General features: G+C 69.9%; 20 protein-coding genes. 8 read left to right on the top strand and 12 right to left on the bottom strand.

The window, feature by feature from the left end; genetic code table 11:
* The first annotated feature begins 126 nt into the window (after window positions 1-126).
* The 5 genes from E1181_RS05005 (at window position 127) to E1181_RS05025 (ending at window position 7,034) form a co-directional block, all read left to right on the top strand.
* Window positions 127-1,521: a DNA-binding protein gene (locus E1181_RS05005; RefSeq protein ID WP_132672716.1), complete on the top strand. Its 1,395-nt coding sequence runs from the start codon at window positions 127-129 to the stop codon at window positions 1,519-1,521.
* A 23-nt stretch (window positions 1,522-1,544) separates the two neighbouring features.
* Window positions 1,545-3,746: a catalase/peroxidase HPI gene (gene katG, locus E1181_RS05010; RefSeq protein WP_132672717.1), complete on the top strand. Its 2,202-nt coding sequence runs from the start codon at window positions 1,545-1,547 to the stop codon at window positions 3,744-3,746.
* Between the two features lie 227 nt (window positions 3,747-3,973).
* On the top strand, window positions 3,974-4,435 hold the full coding sequence (locus E1181_RS05015) for an MSMEG_3727 family PQQ-associated protein (protein WP_132672718.1): 462 nt from the start codon (window positions 3,974-3,976) through the stop codon (window positions 4,433-4,435).
* Window positions 4,436-4,447: 12 nt separating this feature from the next.
* Window positions 4,448-6,148 (top strand): PQQ-dependent dehydrogenase, methanol/ethanol family, encoded by a 1,701-nt coding sequence (locus E1181_RS05020; RefSeq protein ID WP_132672719.1) that lies wholly within the window; start codon window positions 4,448-4,450, stop codon window positions 6,146-6,148.
* Window positions 6,149-6,248: 100 nt separating this feature from the next.
* Window positions 6,249-7,034, top strand: coding sequence for an alpha/beta fold hydrolase (locus E1181_RS05025; RefSeq protein WP_132672720.1), 786 nt, complete (start codon window positions 6,249-6,251; stop codon window positions 7,032-7,034).
* Between the two features lie 2 nt (window positions 7,035-7,036).
* Here E1181_RS05025 and E1181_RS05030 read toward each other — a convergent pair whose 3' ends face one another.
* A complete protein-coding gene (locus E1181_RS05030; protein ID WP_132672721.1) occupies window positions 7,037-7,717 on the bottom strand; it encodes a polysaccharide deacetylase family protein in 681 nt (226 codons plus the stop codon).
* 353 nt (window positions 7,718-8,070) lie between these two features.
* Between E1181_RS05030 and E1181_RS05035 the strand changes: the two genes are divergently transcribed.
* Window positions 8,071-9,381, top strand: coding sequence for an MFS transporter (locus tag E1181_RS05035; protein WP_132672722.1), 1,311 nt, complete (start codon window positions 8,071-8,073; stop codon window positions 9,379-9,381).
* 81 nt (window positions 9,382-9,462) lie between these two features.
* On the top strand, window positions 9,463-9,972 hold the full coding sequence (locus E1181_RS05040) for a hemerythrin domain-containing protein (RefSeq protein WP_132672723.1): 510 nt from the start codon (window positions 9,463-9,465) through the stop codon (window positions 9,970-9,972).
* Window positions 9,973-10,127: 155 nt separating this feature from the next.
* Here the strand turns inward: E1181_RS05040 and E1181_RS05045 are convergent, their stop codons facing one another.
* The 5 genes from E1181_RS05045 to E1181_RS05065 are packed head-to-tail and all read right to left on the bottom strand — an operon-like array spanning window position 10,128 to window position 15,437.
* On the bottom strand, window positions 10,128-11,624 hold the full coding sequence (locus E1181_RS05045; protein WP_132672724.1) for a sulfatase-like hydrolase/transferase: 1,497 nt from the start codon (window positions 11,622-11,624) through the stop codon (window positions 10,128-10,130).
* Entirely contained in the window at window positions 11,621-12,604 is a 984-nt protein-coding gene (locus tag E1181_RS05050) for an aliphatic sulfonate ABC transporter substrate-binding protein (RefSeq protein ID WP_132672725.1), read from the bottom strand. The genes E1181_RS05045 and E1181_RS05050 overlap by 4 nt, the downstream gene beginning before the upstream one ends.
* 9 nt (window positions 12,605-12,613) lie before the next feature.
* Window positions 12,614-13,402, bottom strand: coding sequence for an ABC transporter ATP-binding protein (locus E1181_RS05055; protein ID WP_268952429.1), 789 nt, complete (start codon window positions 13,400-13,402; stop codon window positions 12,614-12,616).
* Window positions 13,399-14,202, bottom strand: a complete 804-nt coding sequence (locus tag E1181_RS05060) for an ABC transporter permease (RefSeq protein WP_132672727.1) — start codon at window positions 14,200-14,202, stop codon at window positions 13,399-13,401. The genes E1181_RS05055 and E1181_RS05060 overlap by 4 nt, the downstream gene beginning before the upstream one ends.
* A 14-nt stretch (window positions 14,203-14,216) precedes the next feature.
* Window positions 14,217-15,437 (bottom strand): ROK family transcriptional regulator, encoded by a 1,221-nt coding sequence (locus E1181_RS05065; RefSeq protein ID WP_132672728.1) that lies wholly within the window; start codon window positions 15,435-15,437, stop codon window positions 14,217-14,219.
* Window positions 15,438-15,594: 157 nt separating this feature from the next.
* Between E1181_RS05065 and E1181_RS05070 the strand changes: the two genes are divergently transcribed.
* Window positions 15,595-16,167 carry a dihydrofolate reductase family protein gene (locus E1181_RS05070; RefSeq protein WP_132672729.1) on the top strand — a complete coding sequence of 191 codons (573 nt, stop codon included), beginning with the start codon at window positions 15,595-15,597 and terminating at the stop codon, window positions 16,165-16,167.
* A gap of 39 nt (window positions 16,168-16,206) precedes the next feature.
* Here E1181_RS05070 and E1181_RS05075 read toward each other — a convergent pair whose 3' ends face one another.
* From E1181_RS05075 to E1181_RS05100, 6 genes are all read right to left on the bottom strand, one after another.
* The gene (locus E1181_RS05075) at window positions 16,207-17,787 is read right to left on the bottom strand and encodes a GMC oxidoreductase (protein ID WP_132672875.1); all 1,581 of its coding nucleotides are present in this window, start codon (window positions 17,785-17,787) and stop codon (window positions 16,207-16,209) included.
* 85 nt (window positions 17,788-17,872) lie between these two features.
* Window positions 17,873-18,430, bottom strand: coding sequence for a TetR/AcrR family transcriptional regulator (locus E1181_RS05080; protein ID WP_132672730.1), 558 nt, complete (start codon window positions 18,428-18,430; stop codon window positions 17,873-17,875).
* Between the two features lie 58 nt (window positions 18,431-18,488).
* Window positions 18,489-20,429 (bottom strand): PIG-L family deacetylase, encoded by a 1,941-nt coding sequence (locus E1181_RS05085; protein WP_132672731.1) that lies wholly within the window; start codon window positions 20,427-20,429, stop codon window positions 18,489-18,491.
* Window positions 20,426-22,660, bottom strand: coding sequence for a hypothetical protein (locus tag E1181_RS05090; protein ID WP_132672732.1), 2,235 nt, complete (start codon window positions 22,658-22,660; stop codon window positions 20,426-20,428). Before E1181_RS05090 ends, E1181_RS05085 begins: the two co-directional genes overlap by 4 nt.
* Window positions 22,657-23,088: a GtrA family protein gene (locus E1181_RS05095; protein WP_235876349.1), complete on the bottom strand. Its 432-nt coding sequence runs from the start codon at window positions 23,086-23,088 to the stop codon at window positions 22,657-22,659. The genes E1181_RS05090 and E1181_RS05095 overlap by 4 nt, the downstream gene beginning before the upstream one ends.
* A complete protein-coding gene (locus tag E1181_RS05100; protein ID WP_132672733.1) occupies window positions 23,076-24,119 on the bottom strand; it encodes a glycosyltransferase family 2 protein in 1,044 nt (347 codons plus the stop codon). The genes E1181_RS05095 and E1181_RS05100 overlap by 13 nt, the downstream gene beginning before the upstream one ends.
* Window positions 24,120-24,531: the final 412 nt, after the last annotated feature.

A 24,531-nucleotide genomic window follows, 5' to 3' on the forward strand; every position in this document is an offset into this window, starting at 1 on the left:
GGTGGGGTTGGTGGGGTTTCTCGTCGTGCTGGTGCGGGATTCGGGAATAAGCTGGTGGTAGTCCCTGGAGCAGCGGAATCCGCCGATTCCCCGGTCGGCTCGGTGGGAGACCAAAGGCGGTCTTGTATGGCAGAGGTGCACCGGCTGGACCCGATGTCCCGCGTCCCCGGCAACACCACCGTGTACGGGGCGTGGGAACGCTTCGTGCGCGGGGAGGACGACATCCGCGGCGTGCGGCCGGAAGTGGCGATCTCCTGGCACCGCTGCCGCGACCAGTACCGCGTCGATCCCGGCCTCACCAAGGCCCCGATCGCCGTGGCGGAGGTCGACCACACGCTCGAACACGACGTCGTGTTCGCCGAACTGGGGTTCCGCGCGGCATCGGTGGCGCACGAGGTCAGCAGCGGCGGCGGCGTGGTGACCGTCGCCGACGCCACGGGCCGGATCCTGGCCGAGTGGGGCGATCCGGCCACCCGCGAGATCGCCGCCGAAGCCAACCTGTCGACCTGGTTCTGCTGGTCGGAGCAGGCCACGGGCACCAACGGCATGGGAACCGCGCTGGAGTCGCACGCGCCGGTCGTGGTGCGCGGGGCCGAGCACTGGTGCCAGGCCTTCCACGACTGGACCTGCGCGGGCGTGGCGGTGCGGGACGTGGTGACGCGCGAACCGATCGCGGTGCTCAACATCTCCTGCTGGCGCAGCGAACCACCCACCTCGGCAGGCGCCTGGCTGAGCAACGCGGCCACCCGCACGCAGCGCACGCTCGTGCAGCGCGCCAAGGACGGCAGCGCTGAGCTGATCGCGGCCTTTCAGCACGCCCGTTCTCGCTCGGGCGTGCCGCTGGCCGCGCTGGACCCGGCGGGACGCGTCGTGATCGCCGACGACACCGCCGGCGTGCTGCTCGGCGTGCCGAGCTCGACGCCCGCGACGGATCCGGCGGTGCGGTGGAACCCGAGGCTGCCCGAAGTGATCAAGGCCGCCCGCTACGCCGTCAAGCAGGCGTCCCGCGACCCCGACTGGATCGGCACGACGCAGGTCCACACCCACCTCAGCGATGAACCCAGCTCGGTGAGCATTCGGCCGGTGTTCCTGTCCGGGCACCTGGTCGGCAACCTGTTCGCCTTCGGCGTCGCCGAAGGCGAGCAGCTGCCGCGCGTCGAAGGCGGTGCGAACCACCGCGGCAGGACGGACCGGATCGTGGCGACGCGGGAGAACCGGATGGTGCTGCTGAGGCTGTCCGAGGTCGCCTTCGCCGAGTCGGAGGGCAACGACGTCTGGCTGTCCACCGACCAGGGACGGTTGCGCGCCGCCTCCGGCAGCCTCGACAAGCTCGAAGCCGAGCAGGGCGATGCCGGATTCCTGCGAGTGCACCGCCGGTACGTGGTCAACGTGGGACGCGTCCGCGAGGTCGAACGCCGGTGCAAGGGCGAACTGCTTCTGGTGATGGACACCGGCGCGGACGCGATGGTGCCGGTCTCCCGGCGCAACGCCCCTGCCGTGCGGCGGGCGCTGGACATCTGAGGTCCCCGGGAGGGAGGTGCGCGATGCCGGAGAACCCCGATGCGGTGGCGGTCACGCGGAACTACGACCAGAGCGTGCGACGGCGCGTCGAGCGCGTCCGCAACCACCCGGCGGCGGGCGGGGACAACCGCGACTGGTGGCCGCACCGGCTCGACCTGCGGATCCTGGCCAAGCACCACCCCGCGGCCAACCCGTTAGGTCCGGACTTCGACTACCCGGCCGAGTTCGCGAAGCTCGACCTCGACGCCGTGGCCCGCGACATCGACGAGGTCCTGACGACCTCGCAGGACTGGTGGCCGGCCGATTTCGGCCACTACGGCCCGCTGGTGCTGCGCATGGCCTGGCACAGCGCCGGCACCTACCGCATCAGCGACGGCCGAGGCGGCGCCAGCACGGGCATGCAGCGCTTCGCACCGACCAACAGCTGGCCCGACAACCGCAACCTCGACAAGGCACGCCGCCTGCTGTGGCCGGTCAAGCAGAAGTACGGCCGCAACATCTCCTGGGCCGACCTCATGGTCTTCGCCGGCAACCGCGCTCTGGAATCCATGGGCTTCACCACGCTCGGCTTCGCCGGAGGCCGCGAGGACGTGTGGGAATCCGAAGCCGACGTCTACTGGGGCCCGGAGCGCACCTGGCTCGCCGACGAGCGCCACACCGGCGTCCGCGACCTCCAGCAACCGCTCGCGGCGGACGAGATGGGCCTGATCTACGTCGACCCGCAGGGACCCGCGACGCTGCCCGACCCCATCGCCGCGGGCAAGGCCATCCGCACGACGTTCGGGCGGATGGCGATGAACGACGAGGAGACTGTCGCGCTCATCGTCGGCGGGCACACCTTCGGCAAGTCCCACGGCGCCGCCGATCCGGCCCGGCACCTGGGCCCTGAGCCGGAAGGCGCGGGGCTGGAGGAACAGGGGCTGGGCTGGCGGAGCGGCCACGGCACCGGTACGGGTGCGGATGCCATCTCCAGCGGCCTGGAGGGGATCTGGACCCCGACGCCCACCCGGTGGGACAACTCGTTCCTGGAGACGTTGTTCGCCTACGAGTGGGAGGTCGTGCTCAGCCCGGCCGGGCTGTGGCAGTGGGTGCCCCGCGAGGGCCACGGGCGCGGAACCGTTCCCGACCCCCACGACCCGTCGACGAGCCGCACGCCCACGATGCTGACCACCGACCTGGCGCTGCAGGAAGACCCCGCCTACGAGAAGATCGCACGCCGCTTCCTCGCCAGGCCCGACGAGCTGGCCGACGCCTTCGCGCACGCCTGGTTCAAGCTCACCCACATCGACATGGGACCCCGGCAGCGCTACCTCGGACCGCTGGTCCCGCAGGAGTGGTTGATCTGGCAGGACCCCGTGCCCGAAGCCGACCACGACCCCGTCGACTCCGACGACATCGCCCAGCTCAGGTCCCGGATCCTCGACCTCGGGATTCCCGTGCCGCAGCTGGTGTTCACCGCCTGGGCGTCGGCCTCAACCTACCGCGACAGCGACAAGCGGGGTGGCTCGAACGGGGCTCGCCTCCGGCTGGCGCCGCAACGCGACTGGCAGGTCAACGATCCCGGCACCACGGGGCCCGTGATCGCCGCTCTGGAGGCGGTCCAGGAGCGCTTCAACACCGAACAAAACGCTGGGAAACGGGTTTCGCTGGCCGACCTCATCGTTCTCGCGGGCTGCGCGGCCATCGAACACGCAGCCGACGGCGTCCGCGTGCCCTTCACGCCAGGGCGCACCGACGCCGCCCAGGAGTGGACCGACGTCGACTCCTTCGCCGCGCTCGAACCCTCCGCCGACGGCTTCCGCAACTACACCGGCCCGCACGCCCCGCTGCCCGCCGAGCACCTCCTCGTCGACCGCGCCAACCAGCTCACGCTCAGCGCGCCCGAGATGACCGCGCTCATCGGCGGACTCCGCGCCCTCAACGCCAACCACCACCGGTCATCGCTCGGCGTCCTCACCACCCGCCCCGGGAAGCTCAGCAACGACTTCTTCACCAACCTCCTCGACATGAGCACCGAATGGGCTCCTGAATCAGGCACTTTCGAGGGAAAGGACCGGGCGAACGGTCGCGTTCGGTGGACTGCGAGCCGAGTGGACCTCACCTTCGGGTCGAATTCCGAGCTGCGCGCGATCGCCGAGGTCTACGCCAGTGATGAAGCGAAGTTCGTGCACGACTTCACCCGCGCCTGGGACAAGGTCATGAACCTCGGCAGGTTCGGTGTCTGAGCGGTAGTTCCGGCCTTGCGAGCGGTACGGGCGCCCGGTCCGGCGGTCTCCGGTTTTGGCCACCCAGCACCCGGCGTAATGTCCGATTCGGTACGGGGAAATTGGTTCGACCCACTGCTGTTCTCCCCAGCACACCTGACTTTTTCGAACTGCGTTCACGAATTCGGTTCGCAGCACATCATCTTCGGGCGCGTTCGGGAGACGGATTCACGAGGAGGTGAGGTCCGATGACGACAGCGAAGGAACGCACCGACATGCTCAACGCGGTCGGCCTGGACGTCCAGAACGGGGCGACGATCGGCCGGGTGCTCGGCACCGGGAACATCGAACAGGCCACCGAACGGGCCGACGGCACGATGGAGGCCACGGTTCGCATCGAACCGGACGAGATCGCTTGGGATCCTTCGATCCTGATCCTCCCGCACGGCGGCGACCTCGAACTGACGCTCATCAACGACGACATGAACACCCACTGCGCGCTGCTGCCCAGCAACGGCGACCGCAAGTTCATCTGGCTGGTCAACCACTCCAAGGGCGTGGCCAAGCTCAACCTGGACGGACCCGGCTACTACTGGTTCAGCTCCCCCACCGGCAACGACGAGGGCCGCGGCCTCACCGGCGCCATCGTCGTGCTCGGCGAGGTGCCACCGGAAGCCCGTCTCGACCGCCCCGACCAGCCGCGCCCGTGAGGAGGATCGACCATGACCGTGGAATACGTGGACGCCGGTGAGGCGATCAACCAGGGGTGGCTGACCACAGAGCCCCGGAACGCACCCGACGTCGCCATGAGCGTCGACTACGACCGGCTGCTCGACGCACGTTCCGAATCGCACAACTGGCTCACCTACTACGGCGCTTACGACGGGCAGCGCTACAGCCTGCTCGACGAGATCAACACCGAGAACGTCAAGAGCATCGGCCCCACCTGGATCTTCCAGGCGAGCACCGAAGGCATGATCGCGGGGGCTTCCACCTACGCGTTCGAGGCCACGCCGGTGGTCGTCGACGGGGTCATGTACGTCTCCGGCTGGGACGGCTGGGTGTGGGCTCTCGACGCCAAGACGGGCGCGCACCTGTGGCGCTACAAGCACGCCGTGCCCTACGACGTGTCGCTGTGCTGCGGGAACGTCAACCGCGGTGTCGCGGTGGCCAAGGGCAAGGTCTTCACCGTGACGCCCAACGCGCACCTTCTCGCGCTCGACGCGGTGACGGGCGATCGCGTCTGGGACAAGACGGTCGGCGACGTGCGGGCCGGGGAGAGCGCGACGATCGCTCCGCTGATCGTCAAGGACATGGTCATCGTCGGAAGCTCGGGCGGCGAGTTCGGCGTGCGCGGTCACATGGACGCCTTCGACCTGGAGTCCGGCGAGCACCGCTGGCGCTGCTACACGGTCCCCAAGCCGGGTGAGCCGGGTTCTGAGACCTGGCCCGCCGACGGCGAGGCGTGGGCGCGCGGCGGCGCGAACCCGTGGGTCACCGCGACCTTCGACCCGGATACCAACCTGCTGTACGCGGGCACGGGCAATCCGGCTCCGGACTTCGACGGCGCGGTCCGCGAGGGCGACAACCTCTTCACCGACAGCATCATCGCGGTGGACGTGGACTCCGGCCAGATCCAGTGGCACTACCAGTGCACCCCGCACGACGTGTGGGACTACGACAGCACCATGGAGAACATCCTGTTCGACCAGGACGGGCGCAAGATGCTCGGCCACTTCGACAAGAACGGGTACTTCTTCGTGCTCGACCGCACCAACGGCGAGCTGATCTCGGTCACGCCCTACGTGGACCGGATCGACTGGGGCACCATCACCCGCGACGGCAAGGTGACGCCCAGGAAGTACCCGGACGCCGAAGGCGAACCGGTCCACTTCTACCCCGGCCCGGCCGGTGCGAAGGAGTGGACGCACGCCGCCTACAGCCCGCGCACCGAGCTGTTCTACGTCCCGGTGCAGGACGTCGGGGCCACCGCCACGCGACGTCGCCGCGAGTTCCGCGAGGGAATCCCCTACTGGGGCGCGGGAGTTCAGGTCGATGCCGACGACATGCGCGGCTCCATCAGCGCTTTCGACTCCAAGGGCGAGGAGAGGTGGCGCTGGCGCAACAGCCTGCCGATGTGCTCCTCGGTGCTGACCACCGCCGGAGACCTGGTCTTCGCCGGCACGCCCTCGGGTGAGTTCGTCGCTCTGGACGCCCGCAACGGCGAGAAGCTGTGGGAGTTCCAGTGCGGTAGCGGCCACCACGGCAGCCCCATGACCTACTCGGTCGACGGCAAGCAGTACGTCGCCGTACCGGTCGGCTGGGGCGGCTGGATCGAGGGCTTCCTCCCGGGAATGCTCGGCGCGGGCCACGGCAGCGCCCTCATCGTCTTCGCGCTGCCGGACATCCCGGCCATGCGCTAGACGATCCCGACTCGGCCCCGGGAGTGGGAGTTTCCTCGGAAACCTCCACCCCGGGGCCGAGTCGTGCCATGCTCGCCGGACCCGGGTCGAGGAGGAGCAGGTGCCGATCGCGCAGCGCAGCGGAATGAAGATCGCCTACGAGGTCGTCGGTGACGGGCCACCGCTGGTGCTGCACCCGGGCATGTTCCAGACCGGCGCGCAGTGGACCGAGGCCGGTTACACCGCGGTTCTCGCGACCACCCACACGGTGATCACGGTCGATCCGCTCGGGCTCGGAGCGAGCTCCGCCCCGGTGACGACCGCCGACTACTCGCTGGCCCGCCGCGCGGAGTCCGTCACGGCCGTCCTCGACGACCTCGGCCTGGACGAGGCCGCGTTCTGGGGCTACTCGCTCGGCGCCCTGACCGGCTACGCCGTCGCGGCGCACGCACCGGAGCGGCTCACCCGCCTCATCGCCGGCGCGTTCGACCCGATCGACGGCTTCCGCTCGGCGGTCGAGGCGATGCTCGACGCCCTGGAGCTCCCCGCCGACACCGATCCCTGGCCGCTGATGCAGCAGGGCGCGCGCACCAACCCCGCCTACGCGGCCGTCATCGACGCCGTCGGTCCCGAGGCGCTGCGGGCGAACTACGAGGCCTTCCGCCACGAACCGGGCGTGCACGCATCACTGGAACGCAGCCCCGTCCCGCTGCTGATGTACGCGGGCGCGGCCGATCCCTGGCACGACCCCATGCGCGCCTTCGCGACCCGGACCGGGACGCCGTTCGCCTCCATCCCGGACGCCGACCACGTCCAAACCTGGCGCAGCACCGCGGAGGTCCTGACCCACGCCCACCCGTTCCTCACCCGCGGTCAGTTCTGGTCCGAATCGAACGGGCAGAACTGACCTCACGGAAGCTCGCCGGGGGCGACCGCCTGACCCGTGCGCGGGGAGATCGCTCCCGGGCAGAGCCCCTTGCCCGCCAGGACCTCCGCGATCCTGGGGATCGCTTCGAGGGTGTTGGGCGCCCAGTCGTGCATGAGGATGACCTGGCCGTCGGTGAGGCGGGCGTTGGCCTCCACGATCTGATCGACCGTGGCGTTGTTCCAGTCCAGGGAGTCGACGTCCCAGATGATCTCGGTGAGGCCGTGGGACGCGGCGACCTCGCGCAGGGTCTCGTTGGTCTCCCCGTAGGGCGGGCGGAACAGGTTCGGGGTCCCGCCACCCGCGCCGGCGATGGCCGTTTGGGTGCGTGAGATCTCATCGTCCATTTCGGACCGGGTCAGCTGCGTCATGTGCGGGTGGCCGTAGCTGTGGTTGCCGACCCACATCCCCGCGTCGACCTGCGCCTTCACCAGCGCGGGGTGGGCGTCCGCGCCGTCGCCGCGGTTGAACATCGTTGCGCGCAAGCCGTTCTGCCGCAGGGCGTTCAGCAGTTCCGCGGTGGTGTCGCCGGGCCCGTCGTCGAAGGTGAGCCCGACGTAACCCGAGCACGCGGGCTGAGCGGAGGCCGTCGCAGGGGCCACCAGAACCGCCGCCACCAGGACCGCACCGGCGACGCAGCCGCGCGCCCTCGTTCTCGCTGACATGCCCACCGCATCCTCTCGACCGCGCTGACGGGAGATCCGACCGACCGGACCGAGTATGCGGTGGCGTCGCGGCATGGTCAAACACTTGTTTTCGAAACAGTTTCGGCCCTGGAACCGTGAAACGCCTCGCTTCCACGGCGTTCTCACGTTGAAGCGCAACCACTTCGAGCGGAGCCGGCCGAAGGAGGACAACCGTACGGCGTAAGGATCGGCTCAATTTCCGAAACTTTCTCATCCGGAAGGAGTCGAGAAGTACCTCTTGTGATGATTCGCCCGGATCGCTACCGTCCCTAAAACTTACACCGTTAGTTATCTGGGTCACAGACGCCTCAACTCCCCCGGAGGTCGACCGAATGGCCGCCACCGCGACGAGTGCGCGACGAGTAGCGCTCGCCAGCCTCATCGGTACCACCATCGAGTGGTACGACTTCTTCATCTACGGCACCGCCGCAGCGCTGGTGTTCAACCAGCTGTTCTTCCCGAAGTTCGACCCCGTCGTGGGCACCGTCGCCGCCTTCGCGACCTTCGCCGTCGGCTTCCTCGCCCGCCCCATCGGCGGCGTGCTGTTCGCGCACTACGGCGACAAGCTCGGGCGCAAGCCCATGCTCATCGGCTCGCTGATGCTGATGGGCGTCGCGACGCTGCTGATGGGGCTGCTGCCGACCTACGCCACGATCGGCGTGTGGGCCCCGATCCTGCTGACGCTGCTGCGCTTCGCCCAGGGCATCGGTGTCGGCGGCGAGTGGGGCGGAGCCGCGCTCATGGCCGTCGAGCACGCGCCCAAGGGCAAGCGCGGCTTCTACGGGAGCTGGCCGCAGGTGGGCGTGCCGGCCGGCCTGCTGCTGGGCAACCTGACGTTCACGGCGCTGTCGGCGAACATGTCCGAGGAGACCTTCCTCGCGTGGGGCTGGCGGGTCCCGTTCCTGTGCAGCGCAGCGCTGATCGTCGTCGGATTCGCCATCCGCCTCAAGATCAGCGAGAGCCCGGTGTTCCAGCAGGCCGTGCAGCGCGACGAGAAGGAGCGCGCCCAGCGGATGCCGGTGATCGAGGTGCTGCGCGAGCACCCGAAGACGATCCTGCTCGCCGCCGGGTCCTTCCTCGCCACCAACGCCACGTTCTACGTCGGCACCACCTGGATCGTCTCCTACACCACCAAGACCCTCGACTACGAGCGCACCACGATCCTGAGCGCGAACGCGTTGCTGGCGGCCGTCGACATCCCGCTGATGATGGCGTTCGGCCTGCTCTCGGACCGCATGGGTCGGCGCGGCATGTCGCTGGGCGGGATGCTGGCGCTCGCCCTGTTCGCGGTGCCCTGGATCATGCTGGTCGACAGCGGTTCGATCGGCCTGTTCCTGCTGGCCGGGCTCGTCGTGCAGGCCTGCCGCACCGCCGTCTACGGGCCGCAGTCGGCGTTCTTCTCGGAGCTGTTCAGCACCCGGCTCCGCTACAGCGGCGCCTCGCTGGCCTACCAGATCGCGGCGATCCTCGGCGGCGGCATCGCCCCGATGATCTGCACCGCGCTGTTCGCGGCGACGGGGAGCTCGCTGTCCATCGCCGGGTACGTCGTCGTGCTCTGCCTGATCTCGTTCGCCTCGACCTACCTGCTGGCCGAGACCTACAAGCGGGATCTCAGCGACGCACCGACCCCGACGAAGCTCTGAGCGCACTTCCTTGCCAGGCACACGGTGATCCTCGATGATCCGCAGGAGCCCGAACCCCACCTCAGGCCGAAGGGGACCACCGTGTCCGAGGACGTCGTCGAACTCATCCTGGCCGATCACCGCCGCTTCGAAGACCTGCTGCGCACCCTGCGCAGCTCCGCGGGAGACCGCAGGTCCGCGCTCGGCGAGATCGCCGCACTCCTAGTCGCGCACGCCGAGGCCGAGGAATCCGAGGTGTACCCGGTGCTGCGCAAGCTCTCCGCCGAGGACGCCGAGGACGTCGACCACGGGGCCGAGGAGCACGCGGAGGGCCACGAAGCGCTCCTGGCGCTCATGGAGTGCGACGAACCGGGGTCCGAGGAGTGGGACTCCCGGCTGGAGGAGCTCAGCAAGTCGTTGACCCACCACCTCGACGAGGAGGAGCGCACCGTCCTCAACGACGCGCGGGCGCAGGTCGACGCGGACCACCTCGCCGAGCTCGGCGAGGCGTTCACGGCCAAGCGCCGCGAACTCATCGACGCCGACTGCGGACGCATCGACAACGTCCGCGCCCTCGTCCGCAGCAAGGGACCATCAGAGCACCAGCACTGAAACCACGCGCGCCAACGGGTTCCGGCAGCTCACCCAGCTGCCGGAACCCCCGCACCGATCGCCTGAGCGGCGCACGTCGCGTCCGAGGACTGGGGCCGGGGGCGACCGCCTACCGGCGGCGGCAGGGGGACGGCGCTCGCATGGTGACGGCCTGATCAGCGCTGGTAGCTGTCCTCGTCGAGGCCGCTGAGGGTGGGGTCGTAGGCGACTTCCCCGACCTCGTACATCGAGGTCATCCAGTGGTAGAAGTTGTCGCCCCGCTCCCGGAGCAGGTCGTAGAGTCGGCGCATCAGACCGGCTCGGACCTCCGCCATCTCCGGGTGCGGGTAGCGGTTGATGAGCTCGTCCGGGTCGGCTTCGAGGTCGTAGAGCTCGTTGACCGAGTCCGGGTTGACCACGAGCTTGTACCGGTCGGTGCGCAGCATCCGCTGCGGGTACGGGAAGTGGTGCCCGTGGAACTCGCAGACGATCTCCTCGGGCCACTCCACACCGTCCTCATCGGACACCAGCGGGAGCAGGCTGCGCGAATCCACGGCGGGTTCCGGGTCGATGCCGGCCAGTTCGAGGATCGTGGCGGTGCAGTCCAGCAGGCTGACGAACTCCGACCGCACCACTCCCCCGGGCTCGCCGGGCACGCGCACGATGCCCGGCGTCCGGTAGATGTCCTCGTACATCGCCGGTCCCTTGTCGTGCAGCCGGTGGGAACCGGTGAACTCGCCGTGGTCGCAGGTGAAGAACACCGCCGTGTCGTCAGCCAGGCCCAGGCGGCGCATCGCGCCGAGGACCCGGCCGATCTCGTGATCGATGAGCGCCACGTACCCCCAGTACACGGCGATCAACTTGCGCGTGGTCTCCAGCGGCATCGTGTCGAACGTCCAGTGCGCGCTGTAGTTCTGCTGGACCGGGGGTTTGCCGTGGAAGGTCTCGGCGACCGAACGCGGCAGCGGCACCTCCTGAGGGTCGAACATGTCGAAGTACTCGTCGGGGATGATGTAGGGCAGGTGCGGGCCGAAGAAGCTCAGCTCCAGGAAGAACGGCTTGTCGTGCTCGCGCGCGTCGGCGGCGTAGCGCTCCATCATCTCGATGGCGCGGGTCGCCAAGTAGTGCTCGAAGGTCGCCTCCACCGGCTGGTGCAGCCTCGCCGCCAGCAGGTTGCCCGGACCGCCGTTGGGCAGGGTGCCGCGGATGCGGTCGCTGATCTCGTACGGCGGGAGGTCGTTGTCGGCGAGGTAGGTCAGGTAGTCGGGGTGGTCGACCGGGTTGTGCCAGCCCGGGAGGTCCGGACCGTCGAAACCGAAGTCACCGGCGGACTTCTGGGTCCCGACGTGCCACTTGCCGATCAGCCCGCAGTTGTAGCCGCGGGCGCGCAACGCCTCCGAGAACGTGAACTGCCCCTCGGGCAGGTCCTCGATGTAGCCGACGTTGCGCTCGTAGTTGGCCAGCAGCTTGTGCCGGAACGGCGCCTGCCCGGTGAGCAGACTGGCGCGCGCGGGCGTGCAGATGGCGGTCGGGGTGTACCAGCGGTCGAAGCGGGTCCCGGTGGCGGCCAGCTCGTCGAGGTTCGGCGTCGCTGCCATCGGGTTGCCGTAGGCGCCGAGGGTGTCGGTCCGGTGCTGGTCGGTCATCAGGAACAGGACGTTGCGCTGGTTCACGGTTGGCCCGCCGAGGTGAAGAGGTCGCCGGTGTAGTAGTTCTCGGGTCCGGTGCTCCGCTCGAGCTGGCCGGTCCCGGCGAAGTAGGAGTCCATCGTGGACAGCCAGTTCCGCACGGTGCCGTCGGCCGTCAAGCGGTCCAACTCCTCGGCACCGAGCACCTGCACGTTGGCTGCGTCGGCGCGCACCTGCGCCGGGTCCTTCTCGAGCAGCTCAGCGGTCAGCTCGACGGTGCGCTCGGCGTTGGCCGAGCGGTATTGCATGGCCTCGCGCAGCACCGCCAGCACGCGCCGGGCCTTGTCCTGCTGACCGGTGACGACGTCGTTGCCCGCGACGAAGACGGTCGGAAACTCCATCTCCCCGCGGAAGTCGGAGTTCTTGGCCAGCTCGACCAGCCCCGGGACCTGCTTGCGGATCGTGTCGATCGCCGGGTACCAGAACCCGGCCGCGTCGATGCGCTTGGCGGAGAAGGCGGAGACGATCGTCGAGGCGTCCATCGGCACGACCTTGACGTCGTTCTTGGTCATGCCCGCCCGGCGCAGGGCGAGGTCGAGGATCATCTCCCCGGAGGTGCCCTGCGGCACCCCGACCGTCTTGCCCCGCAGGTCGGCCATGCTGCCGGTGCCGGGCTGGGCGATGACGCGGTCGGCGTTGCCGAGGGTGTTCAGCGCGACGACCTTGGCCTGACCGGAGGCGGGCAACCACATCGCGCCCGGCCCGATGTAGCCGAAGTCCAGGTCACCGCTGCCCAGCGCCTGGATCTGCAGCGGCCCGTTGGTGAACACGCTGGCCGTGGCGTCGAGACCGTGCTTCTCCCAGAGCTTCTGGTCCTCGGCGACCGCGAGGAGGCTGGCACCGTTGTAGTCGCCGATGTAGCCGAACCGGACCTCGTTGGACGCCTCCGAACCGCCACCGCACCCGGTGAGCGCCACGACGAGTCCGGCGAGCGCGCCGGCGAGCCATCTCTTCCTGCTGGTCATGGCGTCCTCTCAGTCCCGCGCCGGGAGGGCGCGGTCGTTGTCCTGGTGGTAGACGGAGTTCCAGACCCGGTTGCGCAGCGCGGTGAACTCCGCGCTCAGCCGGACCTCCTCGGTGCGCGGATGGGGCAGGTCGACCTCGACGGCGTCGTAGATGCGGCCCGGCCGGGAGGCCATCACGATCACCCGGTCGGCCAGGTACACGGCCTCGTCGACGTCGTGGGTGATGAACAGGACCGTTCGCCGCTCCTGGTCCCACGCGCTGAGCAGCTGGTCCTGGAGCTTGACCCTGGTCAGCGCGTCGAGTGCCCCGAAGGGCTCGTCCATCAGCAGGATCGCGGGGTTCACGGCGTAGGCGCGGGCGATGGCGCAGCGCTGGCGCATCCCGCCTGAGAGGGCCTTGGGCAGCACGTCGGCGAAGTAGGTCAGCCCGACGACGTCGATGAAGTGCTCCGCGCGCGCCCGCCGCTCCTCCCGGGGCACGCCCGCGATCTTGAGGCCGAACTCGACGTTGCCGCGCACGGTCAGCCACGGGAACAGCGCGTACTGCTGGAAGATCACCCCGCGGTCCGGGCCTGGGCCGGAGACCGGGACGCCGTCGACGAGGGCGCGTCCCGCGGTCGGTTCCTCCAGCCCGGCGAGGATGTTGAGCAGGGTGCTCTTGCCGCATCCGGAAGGGCCGACGACGGTGACGAACTCGTTGTCGGCGATCTCCAGGGACACGTCGTCGAGCGCGACGAGCCGATCGCGGCCGAGGTCGAAGGACTTGGTGACGCCGTCCAGGGCGATCTTGGGGTTCACCGCTGCTCCTGCCATCCGGTCAGCTTGCGTTCGGCGAGCAGCAGCAGCCGGTCCATGGCCAGGCCCAGGACGCCGATGGTGATGAGGCTGACGAAGATCGTCGGTAGGTCGTAGTACAGCTGGGCGTTCTGCATCCGGAAGCCGAGACCCTCTTGCGCGGCGATGAGTTCGGCCGCGACCACCGTCGCCCACGCCGAGCCGAGGCCGACGCGCATGCCGACGAGGATGAACGGCGCCGACGCCGGCACCACGACGCGGCCGAAGATCGTCGCGTCGCCGGCCCCCAGCACCCGCGCGGCGTTGATCAGCGTCGGATCGACCGTGACCACTCCCTGCAGCGTCGAGATGACGCAGGCGAGGAACGCGGCCAAGAAGATCACGAAGATCTTCGGGACCTCGCCGATGCCCATCAGCACGATCGCCAGCGGGATGATGGCCAGCGGCGGGATGGTGCGGAAGAACTGCACCCACGGCTCGGCCAGCGCGCGCACCGGCCCGTACCAGCCCATCAGGAAGCCCATCACGACCGCCAGCGCGGTGCCCAGCGCGAACCCGGCCAGCACCCGCCCGAGGCTGGCCGCGGTGTCGTCCAGCAGCGTTCCGTCGCCGGCCATCTCGACCGCCCTGGCCGCGACCTCGGGCGGTGCCGGGATCTTGATGCCCAGCGCCGCCAGCGCCCACCACACCCCGATGCCGAGCAGGATCGAGGCGGCGTTGAGCACCAGCGGTGCGCTGCGCCGGCGCGGCGCGGGCCCCGGATCGGCCTTCGGCGCGGCGTCGCGCTCGCTGAGAACTGCCATGGTCGGGGGCTCCTTCAGGCCGGAAGAGCGCGGATCGGCGCCGGTTCCGGGTAGTCGGCGAGCAGGGGTGAGCTGCGGAAGAGCGCGGCCAGCGCCCCGGTGGCGCCGTCGTCGTCGGCGAGCCGCGCGCAGCGGAAGGCCGGTTTCGCGGCGACCCACGGGAACAGCTCGGCGCCGACGGTGTCGCTGGTCTGCTCGACGATCACCGGTGCCAGCCGGGCGATGTCGCCGCCGATCACGACCTCGGCCGGGTTGAACACCATCGCCACCACGCCCACGGCCCGCCCCAGCGCGCGCGCCGCGTCGCGCAGCACCTGCTCGACGACGGGATCGGTGGAGCTCGCCAGCTCGTCGAGGGAACCGACGTCGGCGCCGCGCTGCTCGCACGCCGCCAGCATCGCCGGGACCGAGGCGACCGTTTCCAGGCAGCCGTCCTTGCCGCAGCGGCAGCGGGCCCCACCCGGGACGACGGTGACGTGGCCGAGTTCGCCCGCCAGGCCGGTGGCGCCGGGCACGAGCCGCCCGCCGATCACCAACGCTCCGCCGACGCCGTCGGACAACCGCACGTAGAGCACGTTCTCGGCGCTGGCGTCACCTGCGAGCGCTTCGGCCAGCGCCGCGAGGCGGGTGTTGTTGTCCACCATCACCGGAGCCCCGAAGCGCTCGGCGAAGGAGACGTCGACGTCGTCGCGCGCGGCGGCGAAACCCGGGCCGAACGCGCCTTCCGGGGCGTGCGGGGCCGACGAGCGCGGATGCGGACCGGTGACACCGATGCCGATGCCCTGCAAGGCCCGGAAGTGCACGCCCCGCTCGGCGCTGAGGCGGTCGATGAGCTCGAAGGCGGTCTCGATGCGCTCCGGCCACCCCGTGCTGTCGTCGTAGGTCTGACGTCCCGAGGCCACGACCTCGTGGGCGGCGTCGGCGATGGCCACGCGGACCCGGCGGTGCCCGAAGTCCACGCCCAGGAACTGCCCGGAGTTGGGGTCCAGCGCGAGCCGCTCGGCGGGCCGGCCGCTCCCCGCGCGCGACGCCGCATCGGTGTCGACCACCACGACGGCGCCGTGTTGCAGCAGGTCACGGGTGATCTCCGAGATGGTGGTGCGGGACAGGCCCACCGCTCTGGCGATCTCACCGCGGCTCAGCGCACCTCGCTCGCGGAGCGCGCGCAGCACCCGCTCCTGGTGGGTGTGCCGCACCAGCGCATGCGCCTCGCCTGGCAATCGCATGTCGGACATGCTCGAACGACTCCATTTTTCCGGCAAGGGTCCGACAGAATTGTTCTGCGGAGTGGAACTCCCTCCGCTGAGCTGCACGAGTGCCCCCGACCGATGAGTTTTGGCCCGGCGGGGAGTCCACACGAGCAGACGTTCGAGATCAAGGAGAGTTCTTCAGATGCGCACCCTCATCAGCTCGGCTTTCATCTCGCTCGACGGCGTCGTGGAGGCGCCCGGTGGCGAGCCCGGGTACCGCAACTCGGGATGGACGTTCAAGCACGTCGAGTTCCTGCCGGAGGCGTTCGAGATCAAGGGCCGGGAGCAGCAGGAGGCCACCGCGATGCTGCTGGGCCGGGTCAGCTACGAGGCGTTCAGCCCGGTCTGGCCGTCGATGGAGGACTTCGCCGAGTACAAGGACATGCCCAAGTACGTGGTGTCCACCTCGCTCACCGACGACGCGCTGGTCACCGACTGGGGACCGACCACGATCCTGCGTTCGGTCGACGAGGTCGCCGCGCTCAAGGAGACCGAGGGCGGGCCGATCATCATGCACGGCAGCGCGACCCTCAACCGCGCGCTCTCCGACGCCGGGCTCATCGACCGCTACCACCTCCTGGTCTTCCCGCTCCTGCTCGGCGCGGGCAAGCGCCTGTTCAGCAGCTCGGACAAGGACGCCCAGAAGCTCCGGCTCGTCGAGCACGAGGTCTACTCCAACGGGATCCAGAAGAACGTCTTCGACGTCGTGCGCTGAGGACCGGCGGGCTCGGCTCCGGCCGAGCCCGCCGGAGCGTCAGCAGGTCCGGACGTCCTCGGCCAGCACGCGGGCGATGTTGCGCTCCGCGAGGGCCGTGATGGTGACGAACGGGTTGACGCCGGTGCTGCCCGGGATGAGCGAGCCGTCGGTGACGTAGAGGTTGCGGTACCCCTTGACCCGGCCGTAGAGGTCGGTGGCCTCACCCAGGACGAGTCCGCCCAGCGGGTGGTAGGTGAACCGGTTCTCGAAGGCCCTGGTGTCGCCGAACAGGTCGTAGCGGTAGCTGGTGCCGTTGACCGAGTTGATCCGGTCGAACAGCTGCTTGGCCGCGTCGATCGACGGCTGCCCCTGCTCCTCGCGCCACTGCAGGACGGCGCGGTCGGCGCCGGGGTCGTAGCGGAACGAGCCGCGCTCCGGGTTGCGGGTGATCGCCAGGTACAGGCTCGCCCACGTCTCCACACCGGCCGGGACCGGCGCGATCTCGGCGAACACCGGGTTCACCGGGTCTTCCCACGCGTCGATGCCCATCGCCGGCATGCCCGATTCGAGCGGTCCGACGAGGTCCCGCATGTGGTTGGCGCGGCCGAGCATCACGTTGCCGTTGGTGCCCCAGCCCTCGCCGACCGCTTCGCCGAGATCGGGCAGCTTGCCGGTGTCGCGGGCGCGCACCAGCAGTTCGGTCGACCCGAGGCTGCCGGCGCCGAGGAACAGGTAGTCGGTGGTGAGCTGCCGGACGTCGAGCACGTTGCCCAGCTCATCGATCCGGCGCACCGACAGCGCGTAGCTGCCGTCCTGCTGCTGGGCGATGTCGCGGACCTCGCTCAGCGTCTGGATGGTGACGTTGCCGGTGCCCAGGGCGGCGGCGAGGTAGGTCTGGTCCAGCGAGCGCTTGCCGTGGTTGTTGCCGTAGATGACCTCCGACGCCAGCGCCGAGCGCGGCACCAGGCCGTCCTCCTCGCGCCGCATGTAGTCGAAGTCGTAGACGCTGGGCACGAACGTCGTCTTGTACCCCGCCTTCTGCGCGGCGGCGCGGGACACGCGCGCGAACTGGTAGGAGTCGCAGGTCTCGAACCAGTCCTGGTCGATGTGGTTGGTGCCGAGCATCGAGTTGGCCAGCGGGAAGTACCTGCCGTACATCTCGTCGGCGTCGACCTCGGGCAGGATCTCCTCGAAGTACCAGCGCTTCGGGGTCACCGCCATCGCGCCGTTGACCAGCGATCCGCCGCCGACGCCGCGTCCGACGTAGACGGACATGTCGCCGTAGTTGACGCGGTCGAGCACGCCCGCGTAGGGCTCGATGTCGCGGTTGGCGATGTCCAGCCACAGGAACGAGGCCAGCGGCGCTTCGGTGCGGTTCTTGAACCACATCGCCCGCCGGTCCGGGGCGGGCATGTCGGAGAAGATCTTGCCGTCCTCGGCCGGGGTGTTCCACAACCGGCCCATTTCCAGCATCACGGTGGGCACGCCCGCAGCTCCGAGCCGCAGCGCGGTGACCGCGGCGCCGTATCCGGTTCCGATGACCACCGCCGGGGAGTGCTCGGCGGCCTGGGCGGAGTGACGTGTCGAGATGGTGGTCAGCCCGAGAGCTGAGGCGGAACCGAGAGCGGCCATGCCCATGAAGCGGCGGCGGGAGGTCGGAGCGCGCACACCGGCCCTTTCTGTCGTTGACGCATCCTTACAACTGTTGTCAACGATGTAAAGGTCAGGAGGTGACGCCCAACCCCGGGACGAGATGCCGGTGCAGGTAGGCGCGCAGCTTCGAGTTCGAGCGCGATCGCTCGCTCTCGAACTGCACGAGCGACACCAGCCACCGCAGGCAGGTCTCGGCGATCTCCTCCAGGTCGTCCTCCAGCTCCGGCTGGAACTCCAGCAGCGGCAGCAGGAACGAGCGCGACAGCTCCAGAGCGCCCGGGCCGACCGCGTCGCCGTCGAACAGGATCGTGCCGCGCTGCGGGAACGCGATCGGCGCCAGCGCGGGACTGCTGCGGAACTCCGAGCGCGCCGCGACCATGACCTCCACGACGTAGTCGGCGGCCGACGACGCCTCCTCGCGCGCCCGCTCTATCACCCGTGAGATCACCTGGACGGCAGCGGCTTCCAGCGCCTCCGCGGCGAGCTGGTCCAGGGTTCCGAAGTGCGCGTAGATCGTCGGACGGGACAGGCCCGAGAGCCGGGCGACCGAGCTGATCGAAAGGCCCTCGTAGCCCGCGGTCGCCATCCGCTGGATCGCCGCGTCGACGATCCTGGTGTGCACATCCATCGGGGTAGTATCCGACGCCCGGATGCTCCGGCAACGCCCGGTCGATCCGGTTCGCCGGTCAGTCCGTCCCCGCAGCCGAAACCGGGGGCGCGACCACCCCGGGACGCCATCCCGCGAACCGGAGACCGCCTGGGCCCTGCGCACCGGTGTTGACCACCAGCCCGCCGTCGAAACCCAGCCCGACGAGGGTGATGTCGCCGTTGGGCTCGACGATCGCGGCGGGGTGATCGGTGACCGATCCGCCCACGTCGACCCATCCAGCTCCGGCCCGATCCGCGACGTGGACGTTCCCCGCACCGTCACGAGCGACCCGGACCAGTTCCGCGACGCCGTGCGGGCCCGGTCCGGCCGCGACCGGATCACCGATCCCACCGGTGCCGGGCGACGTCACCGGCCCGTCCCGCCAGCCCTGCGGGGTCAACGTCCGCTCGACCAGCTCGCCGCCTCGATCGGTGCGCACGAGCAGCCGGATCAGCCCGTCGCGAGCGCGCTCGGTCACCGGAGCGCCCGCCGGCCGGGCCGGGCCGATCGGCACCGCTTCGGCACGCGCGTCTCCGGTGCGCGGGACCTCCCAGTGCAGCACCTGTTCACGCGTGGTGGCGAACACGTGCACCACGCCGCCACCGCCGGGGACGATCGAGACGCCGTCCTGGACGTCGGTGCCACCGAGATCGGACCAGGGTTGCCACCTCTGGCTCGCCGGCGAGAGCTCCCTGCGGATGCTGACCCCACCGGCGGCGTTCTTGACCGCCAGCACGATCCGACCATCGGAGTCAACGGTGGTGGCGGGAAGACCGTTCTGGACCGGATCGGCCGCGCCGGGGGCGTCCACCACTTCCCAACGCCGGGGCCAGATGCCCGACCTCTCCTGCCGCAGGACCAGGATTCGCGCGCCGTCCTCGCTCTGGGCCACCAGCACCGGCTGCTCCCGCCCCTCTCCCAGCAACGTGACGTGCGGGCGGAGCGGTTCCGGCAGCGGCATCAGCTCGGGGCCGTTCCAGACGCCCTGCGGAGTGCGCGTCCAGCGCGCGAGGCCGTGCGCTCGCACCGAGAACGCCCGCACCACACCATCTTCGCTCCGGGCTGCCCACCGCCCTCCTCGCGGCCACCGGTAGGCGCTGTTGTCGCTCCAGCTCCGGTAGATGCCACCCTTGGCGAGCACGTCGTGAACCGCGTACGCGGCGAACGCCTCGCGGGTCGTGCCCTTGTCCTCATCGGACAGCGCCGAGGGGGTGTCGGCCACGTTGTAGTCGCGGTAGGTCAGCACCATCGGCGAGAAGGCGCGCGGCCGGTGCGCGGCGAGCGCCTCCTTCGCCAGCGCAGCGCCGGCGACGTGATCCGGGTGGTTGTGCGCCCCGACCCAGTTGGACTGGTAGCGCCTGTCGGGCTGGTCGTCCTGCAGGCGTACCACGGTGGGCTGGAACGCGTCCAGCAGCGCGGTGATGGACTCGACCACCGCACGCCGGTCGAACAGCTGCGGGTGCGGCACGGCGGCACCCGCCGGAACCGTCGTGGTGACGGTGAGCGCGGGATCGTGCCGCAGCCTGGACAACGCGTGTCGCCCCTGCTGCGGGTTGGCGTCTTCGGGCAGGTTCAGGAAGACCAGCCTGACGTCGGGATCGGCGCGCAGCGTGTCGACCTCGGCCAGGCGCCCGTGCCCCACCGGCATCGTGCCGCGCAGCCACTCGTTGGGCTTGCGGACCATCTGCGCGTAGGCGGCCCGGGTGCCTTCCTGCCTCGCCGCGCTGTAGCCCGCCTGGTCCGGCACGGCCGCTTCGCCCGCGGTGAGGTAGATGCCCGTCGTGGGACGTCCGCTGCGCAGGCCCTCGGCCAGGTCGGGGTTCATGAACAGCAGGTCGTCGTCGGGGTGCGCGGTCACCTGCGCGTGGTGCGCCTGCGGGGGCGGCTCGGGCCGGGCCGGGTCGCGCGGCGGCGGCGCCCCGCAGGTCGCCAGGAGCGCGAGCACCGCCGCGATGCCGAATGCGATCTTCCTGCTCATCGAGGTGCTCCGGCGGACTCCCGGCGACGCGCGGTGGCCTGCTGGATCCCGACGCCCGCGGCGAGCAGCGCGCCGCCCGCCGCGGACGCGAGCCCCAGGCGCATGCTCGGCGGCACCCAGGTGAGTTCCAACCGTCCCGGCCCGGGCGGCCCGGGCGGCAATGCGACTTCCAGCAGGCCGGCGGGCCCGGCGTGAGCGGGAACCTCGGAGCCGTTCCAGGTCGCGGTGTAGCCGGGCCAGGCCATCCTCGCGAAGACCAATCGCCCGGCCCCTCCCCCGGTCCGGCGGACGTCGACCCCTTCGGTGCGCGGCCCGTCGGAGACGTCGGAGACCACTCGCAGGTGCGGCGACGCCCAGCTGAGGTGTCCCGTTCCGGCCGAGGCCGGTTCATCCCGCCGCAGGACGCTGACCCGGGAGTTCCGCTCGACGAGGTGCCATCCCTCCGGCACGACCGGCCGCGAAACGCTCTTGTGCTGGACGACGACCGTGTCCAGCAGCAGGAGGTCCGCGAGCCGGACGTCCGCGCCGGACGGGGGGCGCCACAGCGCGTCGTAGGCCGCCGGGCACGACGATCCGTCGTAGCGCAGGCACAGCACGTCGACGAACTCGCGGAAACCGATCCCGGTGTACGAGCCGAGATGGTCCACATCGGACAGCAGGAAGGAGTTGCCCACGGCCATGTCGCGCCACATCTCCCGGGATTCCTCACCCGGTCCCGGCTCGTTCAGCGCGGTGTCGGCGATCTGCAGCACGCGCCCCTCGTACCGGCCGGCGTAGCTCTCCCGCATCTGCTTCGGAGAACTCGGGAAGTAGTAGTGCAAGTCGGCGCCACCACCGATGAACCACAGGCACTGCGCGCCGAACGTGAGCGCGGTGCCCACCTGCAGCACCGCGACCAGCGGCCTGGTCCCGCGCGCGCGGTAGAGCGCCAGCCCCGCGGTGATCAGCAGTCCGATCAGGAGCGCGATGAGCACCGCACGGCGCAGCGTCACCAGATCCGGACTGCGCTCGGCGGTGAAGTACACCGCCAACAGCAGGAAGACCGCCGTGGCAGTCACACGAGCACGCGGGCGATCCAGCCGGAGCCCGGCTGCCAGCACCACGGCCAGCAGCACGGCCAGGGCGAGGTAGCCGTAGTGGACCACCCGCAGCGGCCAGCGGAACATCCACACCTCGGACGGCCCGAGGACGACCAGCAGGTACACGACCGCGATCACCAAGGGGCCGGCGAGCTCGCGCGAACGCCCGCGCAACACCGACCAGTCGCACCAGAACGCCAGCGGGACCGCGAACCAGCAGAAGTACACCGCGGGCACACCCACATCGGGAACGGCAGGGACGTAGGTCGGCATGCTGAGGTTGAGCAGATCGTCCAGGTGCGGCGCGAGCGCTCCGCTGTTGTCGACGCCGCCCGAGGTGGTGCGCCAGGTCATGTGGGCGGTGCGCACCAGCGGCAGGTACACCAGCGGCACGACCGCCGCGATCGCCGTCGAGACCAGCACGAGCCGGCTGACCGCCGCCCATCGCCGTTGCGATCCGGCCTCGACCAGCAGGGCCGCGAGGACCACGCACGCACCGAGCAGGCCGTAGGGGTTTCCCGCGGTCACCGCGAGCGCCCCGAGCAGGAAGACCCAGAAGGCGTTGCTGCGACCGCGCACCATGCGGCGCGCGACCAGCCAGACGAACGGAACCCACACGAACGCCAGCAGCGCGGCGGGCCACTTCGCGGCGTCGAAGTGCAGCAGCGATCCGGTCAACGGCAGCGCGGTGGCGAGCGCGCTCGCCGACCACCGAGCGGCTCCGTACTCGCGGCACAGCAGGTAGCAGCCCAGCGCGACCGCCGCGAGCGCGACCGTCCGCACGACGATGCCGGCGACCCCCACGTCCGCGGCGAGCGAAACCCCCACCCACACCACGGCGTTGACCGGGTTCCAGATGCCGAACAGCGTTTCGGCGGCGAGGTTCCCGCCCAGCAGCAGGTCCGGATCCAGCACCGGCGGCCAGGTCCCGTTCCGCACCTGGTGGCCCAGGTGGTACCACATGGGCAGGATCTGGGTGGCCGAGTCGTCGGCGAAGTAAAACCACCCAGGCCGCAGGACGGGCAGCTGCGCCAGGGCCGCCACGAGGAGGCACGTGATCAACGGCACCGACACCCGACCGGGATCGCGCGCGGCGTCGGGTTCGTGGGGCTCCGCCTTCTCGGCCGGAGCGACGGCGACGACTTGCGTCACGATGCCCTCCCCATCGGCAACGGCTCATCGGGGCCCGGGTGGAGCAGGCGTTTCCGGGAGGTCAGGATCAGGCGGCTCACCAGGTAGGTGGCCGGGGTGGCCACCAGGCCGCCGAGCACGGTCGCCAGCAACGGGTGGATGCCGACCACTTCGACCAGCAGCCACATCGCGGCGGCGCTGAGCCCGAGGTTGACGCAGTTCGACGCCGGGTACAGCAGGAAGGTCCGCAGCCGCGGCCGGACGCGGAAGGTGTACCGGCAGTTGAGCACGTAGGACACCGACATCGCCGCGATCGTGGCGAGCACGTGCGCGACCAGGTATCCGACCAGCAGCCACGTCGCGAGGTAGACCGAGTAGTGCACGACCGTGTTCACGACCCCCACCACCACGAAGCGCGCGAACCTGCCGGATTCGTTCAGTCCGCGCACTGCTGCCCTCCGTTGCCCGTGCCGGGGTCGGCGACCAGCGGGCCGTCGGAGGGGCGCCGGGGCATGATCACCTTCGGGGCGCTGTCGGAACCCTCTCGAGCAGGCGGCATCACCGAGCCACCGGACTCCTTGATGAAGTAGGGCGGTCGTTTCTTCGATTCGAGGTAGATGCGCCCGACGTACTCGCCGACCACGCCCAGCAGCAGCAGCTGCATCCCGCCGAACCCGGTGATGCCCACCATCAGCGTCGCGTATCCCGGAACACCGGGGAAACCGGCCAGCGCGCAGACGATCACGTACACGGCGTAGACGAAGGCCAGCAGCGTGACCAGGCTGCCCAGGTACACCGCCGCGCGGAGTGGCTTGCTGTTGAACGAGACCACGCCGTCGATCCCGTAGTTGACGAGCTTGCCGAGGCTGAAGCAGGACCGGTCGTACTTGCGGGTGACGTTGCGGTACGGAACGGTCGCGGTCCGGAAGCCCACCCAGGCGAACAGGCCCTTGGAGAACCGGTTGCTCTCCGGCATGGCCAGCATCGCGTCGACCGCCCGGCGGGAGAGCACCCGGAAGTCGCCCACCCCGTCCTCGAGCTGGACGTCCGCGAGCTTGTTCACCCCGATGTAGTACAGCTTCGACAGCAGTGCCCTGACACGCGGTTCCCCGTGCCGGTCGCGGCGCGCGACGACCTGGTCGTGGCCGGAATCGAGCAGCTTGAGCATGTCCGCGATCAGCCACGCCGGGTGCTGCAGATCGGCGTCCATGATCAGGACCCGGTCGCCGGTCGCCTCGCGAATCCCGGCGAGCATGGCCCCCTCCTTGCCGAAGTTGCGGCTCAACGACAGGTACCGGTACCGCGGGTCCAGGCTGCTCAGCCGGCGGGCCTCCTCGAGCGTGCCGTCGGTGCTGCCGTCGTCGACGAGCACGACCTCGTACCGGCCCACGAGCGCGGGAAGCACAGCGTTGAGCTCATCGCGGAGCTCCTTCAAACCGCGCTCCTCGTTGAAGCACGGAATCACCACAGAAAGATCCATATTCGCACTCGCGCAAGATTGAGAAATCACGAAAACGTCGGTTCGAAAAATCGATCAATCGTGCGGCGCGAATAAGACGGTGCGGCAGAGCCGGCAGTACGATCTCACCGAGCAGCTCAGATCCGCGATTCGGATTTCTCGGGAGCCGTTTCCGACCTCGGCCAGGCTGCGCGTTCTGCTCGTGCAGCGGGGGATTCTCCGCGTGCCGGAGCCCGGCATGCTGCACCTCCAAGGGTCATTGCTGCAGGACGGGCGCGAACAGGACGACCCACGTCCAGAAGTTCGCGCTCATCTGCCGAGCCAATCGCGTTGCGGTTTCGCAGAACAGATTCATATTTCGAATTTCGATCAATCGCGATTGACGTTAGATCAGAAGCGTCCAGACCGCACAACCCAGCGCACACGCTCACTC

Origin of the sequence: Saccharopolyspora terrae (genome assembly GCF_004348435.1) — a bacterium.
GTDB lineage: Bacteria > Actinomycetota > Actinomycetes > Mycobacteriales > Pseudonocardiaceae > Saccharopolyspora > Saccharopolyspora endophytica.